The 21,076-nt window shown below is 64.1% G+C and carries 16 protein-coding genes; 9 read left to right on the top strand and 7 right to left on the bottom strand.

The features are described 5' to 3' along the window. Window positions 1-10: 10 nt before the first annotated feature. Window positions 11-1,693: an aspartate-alanine antiporter gene (gene aspT, locus QCE79_RS02635; RefSeq protein ID WP_309841639.1), complete on the bottom strand. Its 1,683-nt coding sequence runs from the start codon at window positions 1,691-1,693 to the stop codon at window positions 11-13. A gap of 480 nt (window positions 1,694-2,173) precedes the next feature. Between aspT and QCE79_RS02630 the strand changes: the two genes are divergently transcribed. Both QCE79_RS02630 and QCE79_RS02625 read left to right on the top strand, forming a co-directional pair. After that, entirely contained in the window at window positions 2,174-3,184 is a 1,011-nt protein-coding gene (locus tag QCE79_RS02630; protein ID WP_250491978.1) for a LysR family transcriptional regulator, read from the top strand. A 61-nt stretch (window positions 3,185-3,245) separates the two neighbouring features. Beyond that, window positions 3,246-4,265: a 2-hydroxyacid dehydrogenase gene (locus tag QCE79_RS02625; protein ID WP_309841634.1), complete on the top strand. Its 1,020-nt coding sequence runs from the start codon at window positions 3,246-3,248 to the stop codon at window positions 4,263-4,265. Window positions 4,266-4,274: 9 nt separating this feature from the next. On the opposite strand, the gene QCE79_RS02620 is transcribed toward QCE79_RS02625, so the two are convergent. Further along, window positions 4,275-4,772, bottom strand: a complete 498-nt coding sequence (locus QCE79_RS02620) for a plasmid fertility inhibition factor family protein (RefSeq protein WP_244827195.1) — start codon at window positions 4,770-4,772, stop codon at window positions 4,275-4,277. Between the two features lie 171 nt (window positions 4,773-4,943). On the opposite strand from QCE79_RS02620, the gene QCE79_RS02615 reads away from it, so the two are divergent. Genes QCE79_RS02615 through pdeM form a run of 4 tightly spaced genes read left to right on the top strand, consistent with a single transcriptional unit; the run spans window position 4,944 to window position 11,163 of the window. Next, on the top strand, window positions 4,944-6,041 hold the full coding sequence (locus QCE79_RS02615) for a ligase-associated DNA damage response exonuclease (RefSeq protein ID WP_309841630.1): 1,098 nt from the start codon (window positions 4,944-4,946) through the stop codon (window positions 6,039-6,041). Continuing rightward, on the top strand, window positions 6,038-7,693 hold the full coding sequence (locus QCE79_RS02610) for an ATP-dependent DNA ligase (protein WP_250525470.1): 1,656 nt from the start codon (window positions 6,038-6,040) through the stop codon (window positions 7,691-7,693). The genes QCE79_RS02615 and QCE79_RS02610 overlap by 4 nt, the downstream gene beginning before the upstream one ends. A gap of 22 nt (window positions 7,694-7,715) precedes the next feature. Continuing rightward, window positions 7,716-10,493 (top strand): ligase-associated DNA damage response DEXH box helicase, encoded by a 2,778-nt coding sequence (locus QCE79_RS02605; protein WP_309841625.1) that lies wholly within the window; start codon window positions 7,716-7,718, stop codon window positions 10,491-10,493. 7 nt (window positions 10,494-10,500) lie between these two features. Continuing rightward, a complete protein-coding gene (gene pdeM, locus QCE79_RS02600; RefSeq protein ID WP_250525468.1) occupies window positions 10,501-11,163 on the top strand; it encodes a ligase-associated DNA damage response endonuclease PdeM in 663 nt (220 codons plus the stop codon). A gap of 1 nt (window position 11,164) precedes the next feature. Here the strand turns inward: pdeM and QCE79_RS02595 are convergent, their stop codons facing one another. Next, window positions 11,165-11,605, bottom strand: a complete 441-nt coding sequence (locus tag QCE79_RS02595; protein ID WP_250491877.1) for a hypothetical protein — start codon at window positions 11,603-11,605, stop codon at window positions 11,165-11,167. A 313-nt stretch (window positions 11,606-11,918) separates the two neighbouring features. Between QCE79_RS02595 and QCE79_RS02590 the strand changes: the two genes are divergently transcribed. Then, window positions 11,919-13,091 (top strand): MFS transporter, encoded by a 1,173-nt coding sequence (locus QCE79_RS02590; protein ID WP_244827189.1) that lies wholly within the window; start codon window positions 11,919-11,921, stop codon window positions 13,089-13,091. After that, window positions 13,057-14,316 carry an MFS transporter gene (locus QCE79_RS02585; RefSeq protein ID WP_404988914.1) on the top strand — a complete coding sequence of 420 codons (1,260 nt, stop codon included), beginning with the start codon at window positions 13,057-13,059 and terminating at the stop codon, window positions 14,314-14,316. The genes QCE79_RS02590 and QCE79_RS02585 overlap by 35 nt, the downstream gene beginning before the upstream one ends. A 201-nt stretch (window positions 14,317-14,517) precedes the next feature. On the opposite strand, the gene QCE79_RS02580 is transcribed toward QCE79_RS02585, so the two are convergent. From QCE79_RS02580 to hmgA, 3 genes are read right to left on the bottom strand one after another with little or no spacing between them, the layout of a single operon-like run. Further along, window positions 14,518-15,852, bottom strand: a complete 1,335-nt coding sequence (locus QCE79_RS02580) for an MFS transporter (protein ID WP_309841619.1) — start codon at window positions 15,850-15,852, stop codon at window positions 14,518-14,520. A gap of 2 nt (window positions 15,853-15,854) precedes the next feature. Then, complete coding sequence (fahA, locus tag QCE79_RS02575; RefSeq protein ID WP_244827187.1) at window positions 15,855-17,153, bottom strand: fumarylacetoacetase; 1,299 nt, start codon at window positions 17,151-17,153, stop codon at window positions 15,855-15,857. After that, window positions 17,150-18,487, bottom strand: a complete 1,338-nt coding sequence (gene hmgA, locus QCE79_RS02570; protein WP_309841615.1) for a homogentisate 1,2-dioxygenase — start codon at window positions 18,485-18,487, stop codon at window positions 17,150-17,152. The genes fahA and hmgA overlap by 4 nt, the downstream gene beginning before the upstream one ends. A 202-nt stretch (window positions 18,488-18,689) precedes the next feature. Here hmgA and QCE79_RS02565 point away from each other — a divergent pair, with 202 nt between their 5' ends. Next, complete coding sequence (locus QCE79_RS02565; protein WP_244827185.1) at window positions 18,690-19,511, top strand: EAL domain-containing protein; 822 nt, start codon at window positions 18,690-18,692, stop codon at window positions 19,509-19,511. On the opposite strand, the gene QCE79_RS02560 is transcribed toward QCE79_RS02565, so the two are convergent. Next, a complete protein-coding gene (locus tag QCE79_RS02560) occupies window positions 19,508-21,055 on the bottom strand; it encodes an FGGY-family carbohydrate kinase (RefSeq protein ID WP_309841613.1) in 1,548 nt (515 codons plus the stop codon). The genes QCE79_RS02565 and QCE79_RS02560 overlap by 4 nt on opposite strands. Between the last annotated feature and the right edge of the window lie 21 nt (window positions 21,056-21,076).

Genomic DNA, 21,076 nt, shown 5'->3' with positions numbered 1-21,076 from the left:
GATGTCCCCTTCAGCCGAGCTTGCTCGCCAGCCCGACGACGAGCGGCCCGAGCAGCGGCAGCAGCACGTTCGAGATCGCATAGGTGATGGTGTAGCCGATCACGGGCGTCGCGTTGCCCGTCACGCCGACGAGCGCGCTGATGGCGGGCGTGCTGCACTGCTGGCCGGCGATCGCGCCGAGCAGCATCGGCACTTCGAGCTTGAGCAGCATCCTGCCGATGAAAAGCGACGCGAGCGCGGGCCCCAGCGTGATGACGATGCCCGCAAGCGGCAGCGCGATACCGAATTCGCGAATCAGCCGCAGCGCGTCCGCGCCCGCCGACAAGCCCACCGCCGCGATGAAGGTGCACAGCCCGAAGTCCTTGAGAATCTGCGCGGCGGCGGATGGCAACGAGCCGATCACCGGATAGCGCGAACGAATCCAGCCGAACAGAAGACCCGCGAGAAGACAACCGCCGCCCGTGCCGAGCGTGATGTCGATGCCGCCGACAGGCGCCGAAAACCGCCCGATCGCGATGCCCGCGATCACGCCGAGCCCGAGATACACGAAGTCGGTTTTTTGGGTCGCGCGGATGATGTAGCCGAGCTTCGACGCGCCGCGCGCGACATCTTCCTTGTTGCCGACGAGCGTCAGCACATCGCCGCGATGCAGTTGCGTGCCGGGCAACGCGGGAATGGTGCTGTCCAGTCGCGTCACGGCCGCGACGAAGACGCCGCGCCCTTCGCCCGGCGCGGCGCGGGCGCGCGCCTGGGCAAGCGTGAGGCCGTGCAGCGCGCGCGCTGTGAGCATGACATCGACTTTCTCGACGTAGACATCCGAGACGCCGCCGCCGAACACTTCCTCGCCGATGGCGGGCAGTGCCTCGACGATCGCCTCGCGGCGGCCGCCGACCATCACGCGGTCGTTCGCCTTCAGGATGACCGACGGCTGCGCCTTGATGACCGAGCGGTCGCGCAACACGCGCTGCACGCTGATGTTGTAGCCGAAGCGCTTTTCAAGATCGCCGATGGACTGGCCCGCGCCCGCCGTCACTTTCAGTTCGCGTCCGGCGAGAGGCGGCGCGGCAAGCGTCTGCCCTTCGGACAGCGCGCCGTCGCCACCGAGCTTGCGCCACACGCGCTCGGCTTCATCGCGCAGATTAACGCGCAGGATGAGCGGCGCGAACTGGCTCGAAAAGAGCACGATCGTGACGAGCCCGAACAAGTAGCTCACGCTGTACGCGGTCACGATATTCGCCTGCAAGCGCGCGATTTCCGCGGCCGGAAGCCCAAGCCGGCCGATGGCCTCGGACGCCGTGCCGATCACGGCCGATTCGGTGGCGCCGCCGGCCAGAAGTCCCGCCGCCGTGCCTGGATCGAGCCTGAGCAGGCGCACGCTCAGGAGCACGAGCGCCACCACCACCACGACTTCCACGAGTGAGAGGATGCCGTAGCGCCAGCCGCGTCCGACATTCGCGAAAAACTGCGGGCCGCCCGTGAAGCCGAGCGCAAAGATAAAAAGCGCAAAAGCGATATTTTTCAGATCGGGGGAAATTCGCGCGCCGCTTTGCCCGAGAATCAGCGCGACGATGAGCGTGCCGCAAACGCCGCCCAGCTGAATCGGCCCGAGTTTGAAAGACCCAATAAAAAAACCGATCGCGAGACTCGCGAAGAGGGCTATTTCCGGTTGCGCCTTTAACAGAGTCCACAGCATGGTTGGTGTAGATCCGGTTGATTGTCGACAGAACCTCGGGTTTATTTATTAGCTCTCAAGCCGGGAAAATCCCGATTGGATTTTATCCAATTCAGCAAAGCGGAGATACGTTTCTTAACATAAACCCACTACTAATCTCACGGTTAATTAAAATGCTGCTTTTTAGTATCCACACAATACTTCATACGACTTCGTTATGGCTTTGCCGGCAAGCATAAGCGCGGTTCCGTGCGATATCGCACCTTCAGGAGCAGATTCGTATAAAAATCAACCATCAAGTCCGTGCATCTACGAAAAACCGAAATAAAACCCGTCACGTGCGCAATTACTCTATTTACCTTAAAAAATTAAATATTGCATTTCTTTCGTCCTGTCAATATTATCCGTTTAAAGAACAAAACGAGGGTCAACAAAAGTGAACGGCCGTATCTTTGGATGCGCCTAACTCACTCCATCGCTGTACAACCTGAGGGCTGCACAATGAATCAGATCCATGCAATGCGAGTTTTCGTTCGGGTAGCCGATACCGAAAGCTTCAGACGAGCCGCCCAGCAACTAGACGTCTCAAATGCCTTGGTGACACGGGCAATTGCCATGCTCGAAGCGCATTTGCGAACGCGTTTGATTAACCGGACCACGCGAAATCTTTCTCTCACGGAAGCCGGCACACGCTATCTCGAAGGCTGTCGGGCTCTGCTGGAAGAATTGGATCATCTTGAGTCGGCAGTTACCCATACCGAAGGCGAACCTAGCGGCACTTTGCGCGTGGTGGCATCGAGCGCGCTTTCACTCCTAACCCTTACTCCGTTAATCGACGGATTCAGAAAGCTTTATCCGAAAGTCAATGTGCGCCTGACGCTCGCCGAACGTCACGTCGATCTCGTCGAAGACGGCTATGACGTGGGAATCGTCACCGCGTTCATGGTGTCGAGCACCGCGCTCGTGGAACGTCCCGTCGGCAATAACGCGCTCGTGCCCGTTGCCACGCCTGCGTATCTCGCTGAACACGGCACGCCCGCCACGCCAACCGATCTACAGTCCATGCCGTCCGTTGGGCTACCCAGCGAGATACGAAGCTCTTCCTGGCATTTCCGGCACCGCCATGGAGCAGCGGACCAAGTTGCCCTCGCTCCCGTCTACTCGGTCAACAGTGCGCTGATGGTGCGCCTTGCGACGATGCGTGACATGGGCTTTTCGATCCTGCCCGAAGGCATCGTCAACCGGGATATCGCAGACGGCACGCTCGTGCGGCTCTTGCCCGAGTACACCATCGACGACCCGGAGATGAAAGTGTCGATCGTGTATCCGGGACGTCAATATCTGCCTGCCAAGACGCGCTTTTTCATCGACTACGCGCTTGAAAGGCTCACTCAGGAAGTGACCTCGGCATCGTCCAAGCCAGATGAAATCTATCGGCCGACGCCCCCCGCCTTCAAACCCGCACCGGGCGCAGGCGTGACGCCTGCCGTCACCTCGGCGACCCACCACTGACCCCAAGGCGTGCGGCTTATCTCACAGGCCGGTACGCGTCGATTCTTGCCTGTGACGAAACATGTCGAGCGCCCATTCCCATCGCCTCATTCTCTTTAGCAGCCGTCAGTACGACGCCGATACGTTTTGTCAGGCTAACGAATCGTTCGGCGTCGAGCTCGATTTTCGCGAAGCTCATCTCGACGCGCAGACGGCCATCCTTGCGCAAGGTTTCACGGCCGTCTGCCCGTTCGTCAACGATCTCGTCGATGCCGCCGTACTCGAAAAGCTCCACGCAGGCGGCACGCGTCTGGTCGCATTGCGCTCGGCGGGCTTCAATCATGTCGATCTGCATGCGGCCAAGCGCCTTGGCATCGCCGTCACGCGCGTTCCCGCGTATTCGCCGCATGCGGTGGCGGAACACGCGGCCGGCATGATCCTCACGCTCAATCGCCGGCTGCATCGCGCGGTGGCGCGCACGCGCGAAGGCGATTTCTCGCTCAACGGCCTGCTCGGCTTCGATCTGTATGGCAAGACCGTCGGCGTGGTCGGCACGGGTATCATCGGGCGCACGTTCGGCAAGATCATGGCGGGCTTCGGCATGCAGGTGCTCGCCTACGATCCAGGACCGCCCGCCACGGACCTGCTCGAACGCGGCGCGCGCTATGTCGCTCCGGACGAACTGCTCGCGAACTCCGACGTCGTCTCGCTGCACTGTCCGCTCCTGCCCGCGACCTATCACATGATCGACGAACGCGCGCTCGCAAGCATGAAGCGCGGCGCCATGCTCATCAATACCGGTCGCGGCGGGCTCGTGGAAAGCAATGCGTTGATCGGCGCGTTGAAGAGCGGTCAGTTAGGGCATCTCGGACTGGATGTCTACGAGGAAGAAGGCGGTCTTTTCTTCGAAGACCATTCGGACCACTTGCTTCAGGACGACGTGCTCGCGCGTCTCCTCACGTTTCCGAACGTCATCATTACCGCGCATCAGGCGTTTTTTACGCGCGAGGCGTTGATCGAGATTGCATCGACCACGCTCGGCAACCTCATCGCATGGGCGAACGGCACGCCGCGTAATCTGGTCGATGCCCCCGCCGCCTGACCGGCGCAATCACATATCGCCGTATTCCGCGCTCGCTTCGCCGGGCGCGGCGCACATGGCAAGCAGCATGGCCGCTTCGCGCTCGTGCACTTCCACCGGCATGCAAAGCGCGCCCGCATGAGCCAGATAGCGCGCGCGATGCTGCCCGTTGCGAAACGCGATCACACCCTCACGATGCACGCCCAGCAAGCCGAGAAAACCCGACGAGCGGCGCACGCTGATGGTCACGTAAGGCATCTCCGGCACACGCGGATTGTCCGGGTCGAGAAACTCGCGGATACCGCGTACCTTGCCCGCGTGCCAGTCGGTGACGGCCTTGAGCACGTAGTCGGTGTCGTCGCGATTGGCGCATTCGAGCAGTTTCCTGACATCGACGAGTACGACCTGATGGCGGGAACCCGGGTCGTTGAAGACCCGTTTCAGGCGCACGAAGTCGTACTGAGGATGGCCTTGCAGCCTGACGATCCAGACCGCTTCTGCGGCGGTCGGCGCTACGATCGTATCCATGTTCGGCACCAAAAAGACGAGCGGCGCGCGCCCCGTGCGCGCGTATCGCGAGATGAAGCGGCGATAGATGAGTCAGTTAAACTTTTACACCCTAGCGGTTAATCGTGAAAGCACCATGACGGGCACGTGGCGTGCTTTTGTGGTCGGAATCGAACACTATTGGCAAGCTGCATGCCTCAACGTCTCGTGGACTCCTCTTCCGACCTGATCGTCGCGCGGCCCGAAGGGCTGTTTTGCCCGCCGGGCGGCTTCTATATCGACCCGTGGCGACCGGTCGAACGCGCCGTGATCACACACGCGCATGCGGACCACGCACGCTTCGGACATGCGCGCTATCTCACCGCCGAAGCGGGACTGGGCGTGTTGCAGTCGCGCCTTCCGGGCATCGACGTTCAAGGTCTGCCTTATGGCGAGAGCATCGACGTGAATGGCGTGACGGTCTCGCTGCATCCCGCCGGACATGTGCTCGGCTCGGCGCAAGTGCGCGTGGAGCACGGCGGCCGCGTGTGGGTCGCATCCGGCGACTACAAGGTCGAGCCCGATCCGACTTGCGCGCCCTTCGAGCCCGTGCGCTGCGATACCTTCATCACGGAATCGACCTTCGGCTTGCCGATCTATCGATGGGAACCGTCCAAGGCCGTGTTCGATGGCGTCGATGCATGGTGGCGGCATAACGCCGCCGAAGGCCGCGCTTCCGTGCTCTTCTGCTATTCGTTCGGCAAGGCGCAGCATGTGCTCGCGGGCATCGACAGGAGTATCGGGCCGATCTTCTGTCATGGCGCGGTCGAGCCGCTGAATCGCGCCTATCGCGATGCGGGTGTCGACCTGCCGCCGACGCGCCTCGTCAGTGAAATCGCCGCGCGCGACAAGGCCGAGTTCAAGGGCGCGCTGATCGTCGCGCCACCATCCGCGCAAGGCAGCACGTGGATGCGCCGCTTCGGCGATTACAGCGATGCCTTCGCGTCCGGCTGGATGCGTCTGCGCGGCACGCGGCGGCGCAAGGGCGTGGACCGCGGCTTCGTTTTGTCAGACCATGCGGACTGGCCGGGCCTGCAACTCGCGATAGGCGCGACGGGCGCGGAACGCGTGATCGTCACGCACGGACAGATCGAGCCGATGGTGCGCTGGCTCACCGAGCAAGGTCTCGAAGCAGGCGCGTTCACGACCGAGTACGGCGACGACGCCATCGAAGCCGATGCCGCCGATGCGCCCGCCGAAGTCTCTGCGCCAGCCGCGACCGACGCGTCAACCCAGACCGCGCCGCAATGAAACGCTTCGCGACGCTTTATACGGCGCTCGACGCCACCACATCGACGAACGAAAAACTCGAAGCGCTGATCGCCTACTTTTCGGGCGCCGCGGCCGAAGACGCGGCGTGGGCGTCGTACTTCCTTGCAGGCGGCAAGCCGCGCCAGTCGGTGCCGACGCGCCTTTTGACCGAACTCGCCCGCGAACGCGCGGGTCTGCCGGATTGGCTCTTCGAGGAGTCGTATCAGGCCGTCGGCGATCTCGCGGAGACGATTGCACACGTGCTCCCGCCCGCCTCGCGCGAATCGGAACTCGGGCTTGCTCAATGGATCGAGGAGCGCGTGCTGACCTTGCGTGGCGTGTCGCCGGCGGAGTTGCGCGAGCGGCTGCTCGGTTACTGGGACGAACTCAACTGGGGCGAGCGCTTCCTGCTCACCAAGCTGATCGGCGGCGGTTTTCGTGTGGGCGTCGCGCGGCAACTCGTCGTGCGCGCGCTCGCGCAAGTGGCGGGCGTCGATCACAAACGCATCGCGCAACGCATGGTCGGCTGGACCGACTCGCGCCAAAGCCCGAGCGCGGCGCGTTATCTTCGGCTGATCGCGCCGACAGCCGAAGGCGATGACGTCGATACCCCGCACGAAAGCGATATCGGCTTGCCGTTTCCCTTCTTTCTCGCGCATCCGTTGCAAATCGATCCGGCGACGCTCGGCGCGCCATCGGACTGGATCGCCGAATGGAAGTGGGACGGCATTCGCGCGCAGATCGTCAAGCGCGCGGGCCGCGTGTGGATCTGGTCGCGCGGCGAGGATCTCGTCACGGAGCGGTTTCCGGAGCTTGCCGCGCTCGGCGCCGCACTGCCCGACGGCACCGTGATCGACGGCGAGATTCTCGCGTGGGAACCGGGCGCGGACGCACCGCTGCCGTTCGCGCGTCTGCAGCCGCGCATCACGCGCAAGTCGCTGACGAAGAAAGTGCTCGCTGATTCTCCCGCCGCGATGCTTGCCTACGATCTGCTCGAAGCCGATGGCCGCGACCTGCGCACCGAGCCTTTGGAAACGCGTCGTGCGAAGCTGGATGCCCTGGCGGCATCGCTCGCGGTGGATGTCTTGCGCGTGTCGCCGCTCGTGGTGGCGCCCAATTGGGAGACGCTCGCCGGCTTGCGCGACGAAAGCCGCGCGCGCGGTGTCGAAGGGCTCATGCTGAAAGAGCGCATGTCGATGTATGGCGTCGGCCGCACAAAGGCGTCGGGAACCTGGTGGAAGTGGAAGATCGATCCCTACGCCATCGACGCCGTCCTGCTCTACGCCCAGCGCGGCCACGGCCGGCGCGCGAGCCTCTACACGGATTTCACCTTCGCGGTCTGGGACGAAGCGGACGGCGTGCGCACGCTGGTGCCGTTCGCCAAGGCCTATTCCGGCTTGACCGACGAGGAAATGCGCAAGGTCGATGCAATCGTGCGCAAGACGACCATCGAAAAATTCGGTCCGGTGCGCAGCGTCACGCCGACGCTCGTGTTCGAGATCGGCTTCGAGGGCATTCAGGCGAGTCCACGCCACAAATCGGGCATCGCGGTGCGCTTTCCGCGCATGCTGCGCTGGCGGACCGACAAGACTATCGAGGACGCCGATACGCTCGACATGCTCAAGGGGTTTTTGAACGAGGCGGTGGCATGAGAAGCTCGCGCGGAGCATCGGCATGAGTGAACTCGACGATGCGGACGGTATCGATACGCCCGACACGCCCGACACGTCGGCGCGCTCCAGGCGCCGTGCGCCGCGTCCGCGTCGCGTGCCGCGCACGCAGGCGGCGCAGGCCAAGCTCGATGCCGCCGCCGACCTATTCAAACCCGCGCCGTTTGAATACGACGCGCAGGAAGCCGCGAAGCCGATGGACGAACGCATCACGCGCTGGTTCGATTCGCGCGGCTGGCAGCCGTTCGAGTTTCAGCGGGAAGTCTGGCATGAGATCGAACGAGGCGCGAGCGGCTTATTGCATGCGACCACGGGCGCGGGCAAAACATGGGCCGTGTGGCTCGGGGCGCTTGCGGCGTACGCGGGACCGCCGAAGCCCAAAGCGGGCGCGAAGCGTAAAGGCAAGACCGCCGGCAATTCCCGGCTCGACGAGAAAGGCCGCGTGCTTGCCGTTGCGGACCCTGAGGACAGCGCGCAATCCACCGCAAAGACCGCCGACCGCGTTGCCACCATCACTGACAAAACGCCCCTCCCCGCGCCGCTCACCGTGCTATGGATCACGCCGATGCGCGCCCTCGCCGCCGATACCGCTCGCGCCTTGCAAACGGCGGTGACGGCGCTCTCGGTGCCGTGGACCGTCGGCTTGCGCACGGGCGATACGTCATCCACGGAACGCTCGCGTCAGAACCGCCGCATGCCTTCCGCGCTCGTCACCACGCCGGAAAGCCTCACGCTCATGCTCACGCGCGCCAACGCGCGCGAAGAACTCGCGCACGTGCGGCTCGTCGTGGTCGACGAATGGCATGAACTGCTCGGCAACAAACGCGGTACGCAGACGCAACTCGCGTTCGCCCGCCTCGCGCGCTGGCGTCCCGAGGTGCAAATCTGGGGTCTCTCCGCCACGCTCGGCAATCTTGCGCTCGCGCACGACGCGCTGCTGCATCCCGTGCGCACGCCACGCGTCATCGTGCGCGGCGCGCAGCCGAAAACGCTCGTCGTCGACACGCTGATTCCTGAGACCATCGAGCGCTTTCCGTGGGGCGGCCATCTCGGCGTGCGCCAGGTCGGACCCGTCGCCGATGAAATCGAGCACGCGCAAAGCTCGCTCGTCTTCACCAATACCCGCTCGCAATCCGAGATCTGGTATCGCGCGCTTCTGGAGTTGAAGCCGGAGTGGGCCGGGCTCATCGCGCTGCATCACGGTTCGCTCGACAAGGAAGTGCGCGACTGGGTCGAACTCGGTCTGAAGAACGGGCAACTGAAAGCCGTCGTCTGCACGTCGAGTCTCGATCTCGGCGTCGATTTTCTGCCGGTGGATCGCGTGTTTCAGATCGGCTCGCCCAAAGGCGTCGCGCGTCTCATGCAGCGCGCCGGACGTTCGGGACACGCGCCGGGGCGTGTGTCGCGCGTGACCATCGTGCCGACGCATGCGCTCGAACTCGTGGAGGCGGCCGCGGCGCGCTGGGCCATCGGCGAGCGGCGTATCGAAGGACGGGACATGCCGCTCAAGCCGCTCGATGTCCTCGTGCAGCATCTCGTGACCGTGGCGATAGGAGGCGGCTTCACGCCCGCCGACATGTTCGACGAAGTACGCACGGCGTATGCGTATCGCGATCTCACGCAGGCCGAATTCGACTGGGCGCTCGCCTTCGTCGAACGCGGTGGCACTTCGCTTTCGGCGTATCCGGATTATCACCGCGTCGTTCATGGCGACGACGGCGTGTATCGCGTGCCGCGCGAGGACCTCGTGCGCAGGCATCGGAATAATGTCGGGACCATCGTCGCCAATGCGACCATCAGCGTGGCCTACATGACGGGCGGACGGATCGGCGCGATGGAAGAATCGTTCATCTCGCGCCTGAAACCGGGCGATGTCTTCACCTTCGGCGGCCGCGCGCTCGAACTCGTGCGCGTGCGCGACATGACCGCCTACGTGAAACGCGCGACCTCCTCGCGCGGCGCGATGCCGCAATGGGCCGGCAGCAAGATGCCGCTCTCGTCCGAGCTCTCCGAGGCCGCGCTCGTCATGCTCGCGCGCGCCAACGACGGCATCTACGACGAACCCGAAATGCGCGCCGTGCAACCGCTGCTCGACTTGCAGGCGAAATGGTCCGCGCTGCCGGGACCGGGCGTGCTGGTCGTCGAAAGCGTGCGGTCGCGCGAAGGACATCACTTCTTTTGTTATCCATTCGCCGGGCGCATGGCGCACATCGGGTTGGGCTCGCTCATCGGCTGGCGCGTCGCGCGCGATCAGCCCAGCACCTTTTCCATTTCGATGAACGATTACGGCTTCGAACTGCTGTCGGCGCGGCCGTTCGACTGGGAAACGCTCATCGAGGAAGGGCTTTTCTCGGCGGAAAATCTCGAGCACGACATTCTCGCGAGCCTCAATGCCTCGGAATTGTCGGCGCGGCGCTTCCGGGAAATTGCGCGCGTGTCGGGGCTGATTTATCAAGGGCATCCGGGGCAGCAGAAAAGCGCGCGGCAATTGCAGGCGTCGAGCGGGCTTTTCTACGAAGTGTTCCGCAAGCACGACAGCGGCAATCTGCTGCTCACGCAAGCCGATCAGGAAGTCATGTTGCAGGAACTCGAACTCGGCCGCATCCGCGCCGCGCTGCAACGCATGAGCGAAAGCCGTCTCGCGCTCACGCATCCGAAGAAGCCGACGCCCTTTGCGTTTCCGCTGATCATCGCGCGTCTGCGTGAAAAGGTGAGTACCGAAAAGCTGTCGGACCGCGTGGAGCGTATGCTTGCCGATCTGGAAAAAGCAGCGCAAGCATAGGATGCAAATGGCAATTGAAGCACTGACGGTCGACGTGAACGGTCACGCGCTCCTGCTTTCGGCGGAGCGCGCGGCCTTCGAACCCATTCTGATGACGCTCTTCATCGCCGACGCCCACTTCGGCAAGGACGCCGTGTTTCGCGCGCGCGGCATTCCAGTGCCAGTCGGCACGACGGCGGAAAGCCTGATGCGGCTCGATACGCTCGTCGCCACGCATAAACCTGAAGCAATCGTGTTTCTCGGCGATCTGCTCCATGCTCGCGAGTCGCATGCCGATGAAACGCTCACGGCGCTACATGCGTGGCGCATGCGGCATCGGCAAATGCGGCTCGTGCTGGTCGAAGGCAATCACGACAAGCACGCGGGCGCGCTGCCCGAAGCGTTCGGCGTGGAACTCGTGAAGGAGCCGTATCGGCTGGGACCGTGGGCGCTTTGTCATCATCCGCAGACCGTGGACGATGCCTACGCGCTCGCCGGACATGAACACCCTGTTTACCGGCTCGCGACGCGTGCCGACAGCGTGCGGCTGCCGTGCTTTCGCTTCGGCCAACGCTCGGGCGTGCTGCCCGCGTTCGGCGCGTTCACTGGCGGTTTCGAGGTCAACGGCGACGTGCGCGGCGAAGCGGTTTATGTCGTGGCGGGCGAACGCGTCTTCAACGTGCGCAACTGAGTCAGTGATACGTCGACGTCGACGATTGCAGCTTGATCAATGTCCCGCGCTGATAGCCGTACCAGCCGGACGACGTCTGCATGACGACTTCCTCGCCTTGCCAGAACACGCGTTTGACGACGAGCCTCTTGCCGATGCGCTGCACGAGCGGCGGCTTGTGACGAAAGTCGTAAAGCACGGGACCGACGTCGGTCTGCACGAGCGAGCGCGTGAGCGTGTCGGATGCGCCCGTCTGGTCGAAATGCACGACGCGCTTGGCGTCGAAGCGGTCGAAGGTATCGGTTCCGAGCACGGCGGCGAAGCCCGATTCGTCGCGCAGAAAATTGAGCGCGCCCGCCGACGTGGCAATGGGTCCGGTGGCGCTGCTTTGCGCCTGCGCGTGAACCGAGACGAGCAGCGCGGCAGCAAAGGCGGCGCCGAAAAAACTTTTGAGTTGGGACATGTCAATCAGTGGATGCTGCGTTTTTCCAACACTCGCCCAGAACTTCGCTCGCGCAAGCAATGGCGTCCTGTCAGAACATTACTAGAAACATCTGACGTCAACTAGCGGCCGCGCGGGTAAAACTCCGTCGACGAGGCGGCATTCGTCAAAATATCCGTTCGCGGGAGTGCATTGTCCGGGCCGAGCAGACTAAGGGTTTCCACCAGCATCAAAAATGACCTTTCGGTAGAATCCGAGCCTTCACTCGCCGACATTCGCGCCGCTCATTCCGACGACGCGCGCCGCGCGACACACCGCACTCGCACCCTCCGCCATGCCTCTGCCCCTTCTCGCTCTCGCCATCGCCGCGTTCGGCATCGGCACGACAGAATTCGTCATCATGGGCCTGCTGCCCAACGTCGCGCGCGATCTCGCGGTATCGATTCCGGCGGCAGGCATGCTCGTTTCGGGCTATGCGCTCGGCGTGACCATCGGCGCGCCGATTCTTGCCGTCGTCACGGCGAAGATGCCACGCAAGAAGGCGCTCATGGGGCTGATCGGCGTGTTTATCGTCGGCAATACGCTTTGCGCGCTCGCGCCGAATTACTGGGTGCTGATGGGCGCGCGTATCGTCACCGCGTTCTGTCATGGCGCTTTCTTTGGCATCGGCTCGGTGGTCGCCGCCGATCTGGTCGCGCCGAACCGCCGCGCGCAGGCCATTGCGCTGATGTTCACCGGCCTCACGCTCGCCAACGTGCTCGGCGTGCCGCTCGGCACCGCGCTCGGCCAAGCGGCCGGCTGGCGCGCGACCTTCTGGGTCGTGACCTTGATCGGCCTCGCCGCGGCGGGCGCGCTCGCGGTTTGCCTGCCGAAGCACATCGAGATGCGCGAGACCAGCATCCTGCGCGAATTCGACGTGCTCAAGAACCCGCAGGTGCTGATGGTGCTCGGCATCAGCGTGCTGGCTTCGGCGAGCCTGTTCTCGGTCTTTACCTACATCACGCCGATTCTCGAGGATGTCACCGGTTTCACGCCGCACGCCGTGACCTACGTGCTGCTGTTGTTCGGCCTCGGCCTCACGGTCGGCAGCACGCTTGGCGGCAAGCTCGCCGACTGGAAGCTGTTGCGCTCGCTGCTGACATTTCTCCTGTCGATCGTCGTGATCCTCACGATTTTCGCGGGCACCATGCACGAACCGGTCTCGGCGATGATCACCATCTTCCTGTGGGGCGTGCTCGCGTTCGCGATCGTGCCGCCGCTGCAGATCCTGATCGTGAATCGCGCGAGCGATGCGCCCAATCTCGCCTCCACGCTCAACCAGGGCGCGTTCAATCTGGGCAACGCCACGGGCGCGTGGCTGGGCGGCTGCGTCATCAGCGCAGGCGCGCCGCTGACTTCGCTGCCGTGGGTCGGCGTGCTGATGGCGTGCTGCGCCTTTGCGCTCACGCTGCTTTCCGCGACGCTCGACAAGCGTGCGCGGCGCGTTGCGTTCGGGCAGGCCGCTTGAGGCTGCTGCCGATCCTCACGGGTTCTCGGCGAAGCGAGCGGCACGGCGGTATATGAAGGGCATTCTTTCTCGCGACTTTCTCGCGCTCATCCTGAGTGTCGCGGTGGTCGGCCTCGGGCTAGGCGCGACCATTCCGCTCACCGCGCTTGCACTCACGCAAGCCGGGTTCGGCACGGGCATCGTCGGCCTGATGACGGCGATGCAGGCAGGCGGCGGACTGGCCGTCGCGCCTTTCGCAAGCCGCGTTGCGAGTCGGCTGGGCGCACGCGGGACGATTGTCGGGGCGGTGATCGTCGCAGCGTTCGCGACCATCGCGATGCAGTTCACCGTGAATTTGTGGCTATGGGCCGTGCTGCGCTTTCTATGCGGCGCGGCGCTGATGCTGCTATTCACCATCGGCGAAGCATGGGTCACGCAGCTCGCCGACGACTCCACGCGCGGGCGCGTCGTCGCCATTTACGCGACCAGCTTCACTCTGTTTCAGATGACGGGGCCGATGCTCGTCAGCGCCATCGGCGGCTGGACTTCGGCGCGCTTCGCCGTCTGCGGCGCGATCTTTCTGCTGGCGCTGCCCGCGCTCGCCTCGATTCGCGGCACGCCGCACACGCTTGCATCGCACGACGAACACGCTACCGCTGGCGACTGGCGGCATGTGTTGCCGCGCATGCCCGCGCTCGTGATCGGCACGGGTTTCTTCGCGCTCTTCGACACGCTCGCGCTTTCGCTGATGCCGCTCTTCGCGATCTCGCACGGCGTTGGCGCGGACGTGGGCGTGCTGTTCGCCTCCGCCATCCTGTTCGGCGATACCTTGATGCAGTTTCCCATCGGCTGGCTGGCGGACCGTATCGGGCGCACGAAGGTGCATGTCGGCGCGGGCGTGGTGGTCACGCTGCTGCTGCCGCTGCTGCCGTGGGCGGTCGAGTATCCGTGGTTGTGCTGGCCGCTCCTGTTCGTGACCGGCGCGGCGGCGGGCAGCGTCTATACGCTGTCTATCGTTGCGTGCGGCGAGCGCTTTCGCGGCACGGCGCTGGTGTCGGCGACGGCTATCGTCGGTGCTTCGTGGAGCGTGGCGAGTTTCGGCGGGCCGATCATCGCGGGGACGTTGATGGATCGCGTGAGTCCGGATGCGCTGATTGGCGTGCTGGTGGTCGCGGCGGCGGCGTTTCTGGGCGCGGCGGCTTGGGAGAAGCGCGCTTCGACAGATGACGCTGATTGCGTTTCCTGAACGTCCAACGCGCCGTCTTTCTGTCGGAGCCGGCTGCGAGCGCGCCACCGGATGGGTCGCCCTCGCAGGCATGGCGCACACGCCGTTACGCGTGGGCCTTCGTTGCACATCTGGATCGTGCCGACCGAAGGCCACGCGGCGGCGTGGCGCGACATCATGCGCCGGCGCCGGCTTCGCCTGAAGAATCAAGTCTCCATCACATCAAGCCGTCTGCGCCGCCCCACTTTGCTCCCGCCGCACGAAAGCCAGCACGCCAACCAGCAACGCCGAGCAGAACACCGGCAACGCCGCCGCATGAAAGAGCGACGCATTGCTCCATCCGAGCGCGATCATCTGTCCGCCGACGAGCGGCCCGATCACCGACCCCACGCGTCCGATGCCCAGACTCCAGCCGATGCCCGTAGACCGCAGCGAGGTCGGATAAAAGTGCCCCGCGAGCGCATTCACCGCAGGCTGTCCACCGACGATGCAGAACCCGCCCGCAAACACCGCGACGAACAGCCAGAACTGCACGTGCGCCACGCCGCCGATCATCCCCACGCTCACCGCGCCCACGAGAAAGCAGGCCAGCAACACACGCACGAAGCCGAATCGTTCGATGAACCAGCCAAGCATGAGCGTGCCCACCACGCCGCCCGTCTGCAACAGCGTGCCGACCAGCACGGCCATGCCCGGCGAGTATCCCGCATCGCGCATCACGGTCGGCAGCCAGTTCGACAGGAAGTACAGATCGATGAGATTCATGAAGCTGATCGCCCACAAGATCAGCGTGACCGGCCCGCGGCCCGCGCGGAACAGTTCGGCGACCGGCGCGCCCGAACTCGCTTTTTCGCGAACGACGAGCCGCGTCGAGGCATCGATGGCAAGCGACGGATCGAACTTCGCGAGCCAGTCGCGGGCGCGCGCCTCGCGGCCCTTCAGCACGAGAAATTGCAGCGATTCAGGCAGCGCGATGACCATCCATACCGCGAGCAACAAAGGCACCAGGCCGCCGACCCAGAACACCGAACGCCAGCCGAAAGCAGGGATCAGCGCCGCGCTCACGAAGCCGCCCAGCGCCGCGCCGAGCGTGAAGCCGCACGAGACGAGCATCATCCGCTTGACGCGATGCTCGGCCGTCGAGAACTCGCCGACGAGCGCCATTGCGTTCGGCATGATGCAGCCGAGGCCAAGACCCGTCACGAAACGCAAGGCCGTGAGCACCGGCAAGCTGTCGGTGAACGCGGTTGCGATCATCGAGAACGCGAAGAAAAACGTCGAGCCGATCAACACCGGCCTGCGCCCGATGCGATCCGCCAGCACCGACAAGCCGAGCGCGCCAAGCAGCATGCCGAAAAGACTCGCGCTGAAAACCGGCCCGAGCCCCGCCTTCGACACGTGCCAGTCCGCGATGACGGCCGGCGCGGCGTAACCCATCGCTTGCGCGTCGAAGCCATCGATTACGAGGCATAGTCCGCACAACACGAGCAGCATCGCCTGAAAGCCGGGCCGGTGCGCCTGGCCAAGCGCGCTCTCCACATCGACCGCATTCGCCATGTTCAATCCTTGAAATTATTGCGCGCCGCGAGGATGCGCCCCGCGCACTCGCCGAAACCAATGCGATAACCCTCGCCCTGACACCATCCGCGCAAGGTGACTTCATCGCCGTCCTGAAGGAACGCGCGCTCGCCGCCTTCGACGAGGCTCAACGGCCGTTGTCCGTTCCACGTGCTTTCGAGCAAACTGCCGCACGATTGCGGCGTCGCGCCGCTGATGGTGCCGGAGCCCATGAGATCGCCCACGCGCGTATTGCAGCCCGATGCCGTGTGATGCGTAAGCTGCTGCGCCATCGACCAGTACATCAGCCTGAAATTGGTGCGCGAGATGGTCGTGGCGCGGCTCGCGCCTTCCGGCCTCAGCGTCACTTCCAGGTCGATGTCGAACGCGTGCTCGCCCTCATGCCGCAGATACGCGAGCGGTTGCGGCTCCTGCACGGGCGTCGCGGTGCGGAAGGGTTCGAGCGCGTCGAGCGTGACGATCCACGGCGAAATGGTGGTCGCGAACCCTTTCGCGTTGAACGGTCCGAGCGGCACGTATTCCCATTGCTGGATGTCGCGCGCGCTCCAGTCGTTGAGCAGCACCATGCCGAAGATATGCGACTCCGCATCCGCGCAGGCAATCGGTTCGCCGAGCGCATTACCGCGCCCGATGATGAAACCCGTCTCTAGCTCGATATCCAGCTTGCGGCATGCGCCGAACACCGGCCGCTCTTCGTTGGGCGCTTTCAACTGGCCGTTAGGGCGGCGCACCGGCGTGCCGCTCACCACCACCGACGACGCGCGTCCGTTATAGCCGATCGGCATCTCGGACCAGTTCGGCAGCAGCGCATTCTTCGGATCGCGGAACATCGAGCCGACGTTGGTCGCGTGTTCCTTCGAGGAATAGAAGTCCGTGTAGCCGGGAATTTCGACGGGCAGATGGAGCGTTGCATCGGCGCGCGGAACGAGCGTGCGGCGGCGCAATGCGGAGTCGTCGCGCAGCGTGGATGCGCCCTCTTGCAGCAGGCCGCCGAGCGCGCTGCGCACCGCGCGCCACGTATCGCGTCCGAGCGCGATGAAGTCGTTCAGACGCGGCGCGTTGAAGGTGCCGTGACCATCGACGAGACGCGCTTCTTCGAGCGCCGCCAGGTCCACGATCCAGTCGCCGATAGCCACACCCGCGCGCGGCCGCGGATTCACCGGGTCGCTGAAGATGCCAAACGGCAGGTTCTGGATCGGAAAGTCGCTCGCCGGATCGTTGGCGGAGTCGAGCCAGCTTCTGAGTTGCGGCGCACGCGTCGCGTGAAGCGCGTCGTTCATCGTTGCTCCGGGTTGAAGTGTTTCGTGAGCCCTTGCCAGCACTCGTAGTAATGCGCCTGCAATTGCGCGGTTTCGAGCGCGAACTGCGTCGGCTTGATGAGCGTGCGCGTCTCGAACATGAAGGCGAGTGTGTCGCCGACCTTCGCGGGCTTCGAGGTATCGCTTCTCGATGCCTTTTCGAAGGTATCCGCGTCCGGCCCGTGTCCCGACATGCAGTTGTGCAGACTCGCGCCGCCCGGCAGGAAGCCCTCGGCCTTCGCGTCGTAGACACCATGCACGAGGCCCATGAATTCGCTCGCCACATTGCGATGGAACCAGGGCGGCCGGAACGTGTCCTCGGCGGCGAGCCAGCGCGGCGGAAAAATCACGAAGTCGATGCTATCGACGCCCGGCGTATCGCTCGGCGATTGCAGCACGAGAAAGATGGACGGATCGGGATGATCGAAGCTGATCGAACCGATGGCGTTGAAGTGGCGCAGGTCGTATTTGTACGGCGCGTAATTGCCGTGCCATGCGACCACGTCGAGCGGCGAATGGCCGATATCCGCGCGCCACAGCACGCCGTTCATCTTGGCGATGAGTTCGAACGCGCCTTCGCGGTCCTCATAAGCCGCGTGCGGCGTGAGGAAATCACGCGGATTGGCGAGCCCGTTCGAACCGATAGGCCCGAGATCGGGCAGCTGCAGCAACGCGCCGAAGTTCTCGCAGATATAGCCGCGCGCTTCGCCATCCGGCAGCGCCACGGCAAAGCGCACGCCGCGCGGAATCACCGCGATCTCGAACGGCGCGATATCGAGCTTGCCGAGTTCGGTCCAGATCGCGAGCCGTCCTGCTTGCGGCACGATCAGCAATTCGCCGTCCGCGCTGTAGAAGAAGCGCTCGTGCATCGAACGGTTCGCCGCGTACAAATGAATCGCGCAGCCGCTCATGGATTCGGCGGCGCCGTTGCCGGCCATCGTCACCCAGCCGTCGACGAAATCGGTCGGCGCGGCGGGCATCGGCAGCGGGTCCCAACGCAACTGGTTCGGCGGCGTGGGCGGCACATCGGCGAAATTGGCGACGAGCCGCGCGCGCGAGGCATCGCCAGTCAATTGCACGAACGGCCGATGCACCGCCGCCGGCCGGATGCGGTACAGCCACGAGCGCCGGTTATGCGCGCGCGGCGCGGTAAAAGCCGTGCCGGAAAGCTGCTCCGCATAAAGACCGTAGGCCGCGCGCTGCGGCGAGTTGCGGCCGATGGGCAGCGCGCCCGGCAACGCTTCGGTCGCGAAGTCGTTGGCGAAACCCGACTGATAGTGCGCGCTGGCGTCGGTATGCGTGTCGAACGTCGGCATGGTCGTGATCCTCGATGAGTGCCATCGCGTGGTATTTACGAATGGTAAAACCAATTACGTTTAGTGAAATTTGTCGTAAACCCTGAGCGTGGCTTATCCCACCCGCATATGAATATGTGAATTTGGCGCAAGCCACGGCGCCATGCGCTGGTACCATCGACGGAATTCGTCCCGCCTTGGAAGCCTCAACGCCGAACGCGCCATGATCACCCCGTCCGTGACAGAACTCGTCAACCGCGCCAAGGCGCATCCGTTTCTCGGCGCGCATATCGTGCTGGGCGAAGGCGAGCACGCGGGACAAGCGGTGGCGAACTATGGCGAGTTGCGTATTGCAAGCGCGTATGAGCCGATCTTCGATGTCGGCACGCATAGCTTTCCGCAGGTGTTGAGCGCGTCGCCCGAGAGCGCCGAGCGTTTCGGCGACGAACTCGGCGTGCAGGCGCAGACGCTGATCGAAGGCGATACTCCGCACGATCCCTTTGGCCAACTGGACAACGACCGCGAACTCGTCGCGCTCGACCGGTTATCGCGCGCGCTGCATGCGTTCAATTTCTTCGGCGCGCAAAAGCCCGGTCTGCTGTTTTTGCGCGTGCATGAGCGGTTATTGAAGAGCGTGAAGTACGACCACGGTCTGCACTTCTCGTCGGTGTTGCTGGAGTTCGGCGTGAATCCCGGACGCATCGTGATCGAATTGCCGGCGGCGGCCGTCGCGCACAAGACGTTTCTCGGCTACCTCATCAAAAGCTATCAGCGCTACGGTTTCAAGGTAGCGGGCAATCTGCCCAATGCCGGGCAGATCATGGCGGTATCGGACATGGCGCGGCTCGACTTCATCAAGATGGATGCGCGCGCCGCCTTGCGCGATTCCGTGGTCAAGCATCTGGTGGCGTATGCGCATAGGCTGCGCATTCCGCTCATCTTCAGCAATGTCGCCGATGCCGCGCAGTTCAATGCGCTCGAACAATACGACGTGCACTTCGTGCAAGGGCCGGTGTTCGACGCGCATCCCGGAGAATTGCGTTAGCTGTCGCTGCGCAGGCGATGCATCAGCGACTTCAGCGCCGGATACAGATCGAGATAGACGCCGAAGCGGTCTCTATAAACGCGTTGCCGTGCTTCGTCCGGCTCTGCGCGATCCACGAGCGTGACCCAGCCGCCTTCCGCCGTTTCGCGTGAGATGAGATTGGCGCCGAGCGCCGCGAGCAAGGCCGCGCCCATCGCCGCTTCGACTTCCTGTTCGATGGATTGCACGGGATAACCCGTTACATCCGCGATAATCTGCATCCACAGGTCAGAATGCGCCGCGCCGCCGACCACGATCAGCTTGTCATCCAGCGATTGCGCGCCGCGCCGCCCTGCTTCCATGTTGTGCTTCAACGCAAACGCGACGCCTTCGAGCACCGCGCGATAGAGCGTCGCGCGCGTGTGAAAGAGATTCAAGCCCACGAACGTGCCGCTCGCGCGGGCATCCCAGACGGGGCTGCGCTCGCCCATCAGATAAGGCAGGAACACGACGCCGTCCGAACCCGCCGCGACCTTGGCCGCCGCATCTTCGAGCAGCCGATGCGGATCGCCATCGGGTATTTGCTTGGCTGCCGCGATCTCGGCCTGACAGAACTGATCGCGATACCACGCGACGCATGCGCCCGCCGTGCTCGCGCCACCGAACACGTAGAGATCGCGCTTGCCGTTGTAGACGTGCGGCATGGAGACGAGACCGTGTTGCGCATCGACGCTCTGGTTGATGTAGCCCCAGCACATGCTCGTGCCGATCATCGCGACATGGTGACCCGCGCGCGTCACGCCCGCCGCGAAAGTGGCGACGGCCGCATCGACGCCGCCCGCGACGATCGGCGTGCCCGCCGCAAGCCCGAGCTTGTCCGCCCACTGCGGCAACAGCCCGCCCACGATCTCCGACGACTCGACGAGCCGCGCGGGCATCATCGACACGGGAATGCCGAGCATGTCGAGCGCTTCTTCCGACCACGCGCGGCGGCCGATGTCGTACACGCCGCCGATATTGCCCGCCGAACTGTGATCGATCGCGAGTTCGCCCGTGAGGCGCTGGATGATGAACGCGTTCGGCGGCAGGAAATAGCGCGTCTTCTTCCAGACTTCCGGCTGCTGCTCGCGCATCCACAGAATTTTCGTGAAGCCGTAGTAGCTGTCGACGCCGTTGCCGGTGATCGCCTCGATGCGCGCCATATCCACGTTCTGCCGCACCCATTCGACTTGCGCGGTCGCGCGGCGATCCATCCAGATGAGGCACGGGTAAAGCGCTTCCATGTCGTCGTCGACGGGAATGCCCGAGCCGCCGTAGAGACTGCTCACGCAGACCGACTTGATCTGATCGGCCGCGACGCCCTTCGCGCGCGCTTTCGCGACGCAGCCGCTCAAGGCTTCGGTCACGGCATCGAACCAGACGGACGGCCATTGTTCGGCCCAGAGCGGCTTCGGTGTATCCGGATGATAGGCGCTCGAATGTTGCGCGATGATTGCGCCAGTCGTATCGACGAGGAGCGCCTTCGTGCTCTGCGTGCCGATGTCTATGCCGATCACGTAATCCATGCTTTGTCTCCGACTCGTATC

This window comes from Caballeronia sp. LZ003, from assembly GCF_031451465.1.
Taxonomy (GTDB): domain Bacteria; phylum Pseudomonadota; class Gammaproteobacteria; order Burkholderiales; family Burkholderiaceae; genus Caballeronia.
The sequence above is the reverse complement of the archived record's forward strand: the minus strand, read 5'-3'. Positions and strand labels throughout refer to the sequence as shown.

Coding starts and splice junctions, on each gene's coding strand:
- aspT (WP_309841639.1), bottom strand. CDS start 1,693: ATGCTGTGGACTCTGTTAAAGGCGCAACCGGAAATAGCCCTCTTCGCG.
- QCE79_RS02630 (WP_250491978.1), top strand. CDS start 2,174: ATGAATCAGATCCATGCAATGCGAGTTTTCGTTCGGGTAGCCGATACC.
- QCE79_RS02625 (WP_309841634.1), top strand. CDS start 3,246: ATGTCGAGCGCCCATTCCCATCGCCTCATTCTCTTTAGCAGCCGTCAG.
- QCE79_RS02620 (WP_244827195.1), bottom strand. CDS start 4,772: ATGGATACGATCGTAGCGCCGACCGCCGCAGAAGCGGTCTGGATCGTC.
- QCE79_RS02615 (WP_309841630.1), top strand. CDS start 4,944: ATGCCTCAACGTCTCGTGGACTCCTCTTCCGACCTGATCGTCGCGCGG.
- QCE79_RS02610 (WP_250525470.1), top strand. CDS start 6,038: ATGAAACGCTTCGCGACGCTTTATACGGCGCTCGACGCCACCACATCG.
- QCE79_RS02605 (WP_309841625.1), top strand. CDS start 7,716: ATGAGTGAACTCGACGATGCGGACGGTATCGATACGCCCGACACGCCC.
- pdeM (WP_250525468.1), top strand. CDS start 10,501: ATGGCAATTGAAGCACTGACGGTCGACGTGAACGGTCACGCGCTCCTG.
- QCE79_RS02595 (WP_250491877.1), bottom strand. CDS start 11,605: ATGTCCCAACTCAAAAGTTTTTTCGGCGCCGCCTTTGCTGCCGCGCTG.
- QCE79_RS02590 (WP_244827189.1), top strand. CDS start 11,919: ATGCCTCTGCCCCTTCTCGCTCTCGCCATCGCCGCGTTCGGCATCGGC.
- QCE79_RS02580 (WP_309841619.1), bottom strand. CDS start 15,852: ATGGCGAATGCGGTCGATGTGGAGAGCGCGCTTGGCCAGGCGCACCGG.
- fahA (WP_244827187.1), bottom strand. CDS start 17,153: ATGAACGACGCGCTTCACGCGACGCGTGCGCCGCAACTCAGAAGCTGG.
- hmgA (WP_309841615.1), bottom strand. CDS start 18,487: ATGCCGACGTTCGACACGCATACCGACGCCAGCGCGCACTATCAGTCG.
- QCE79_RS02565 (WP_244827185.1), top strand. CDS start 18,690: ATGATCACCCCGTCCGTGACAGAACTCGTCAACCGCGCCAAGGCGCAT.
- QCE79_RS02560 (WP_309841613.1), bottom strand. CDS start 21,055: ATGGATTACGTGATCGGCATAGACATCGGCACGCAGAGCACGAAGGCG.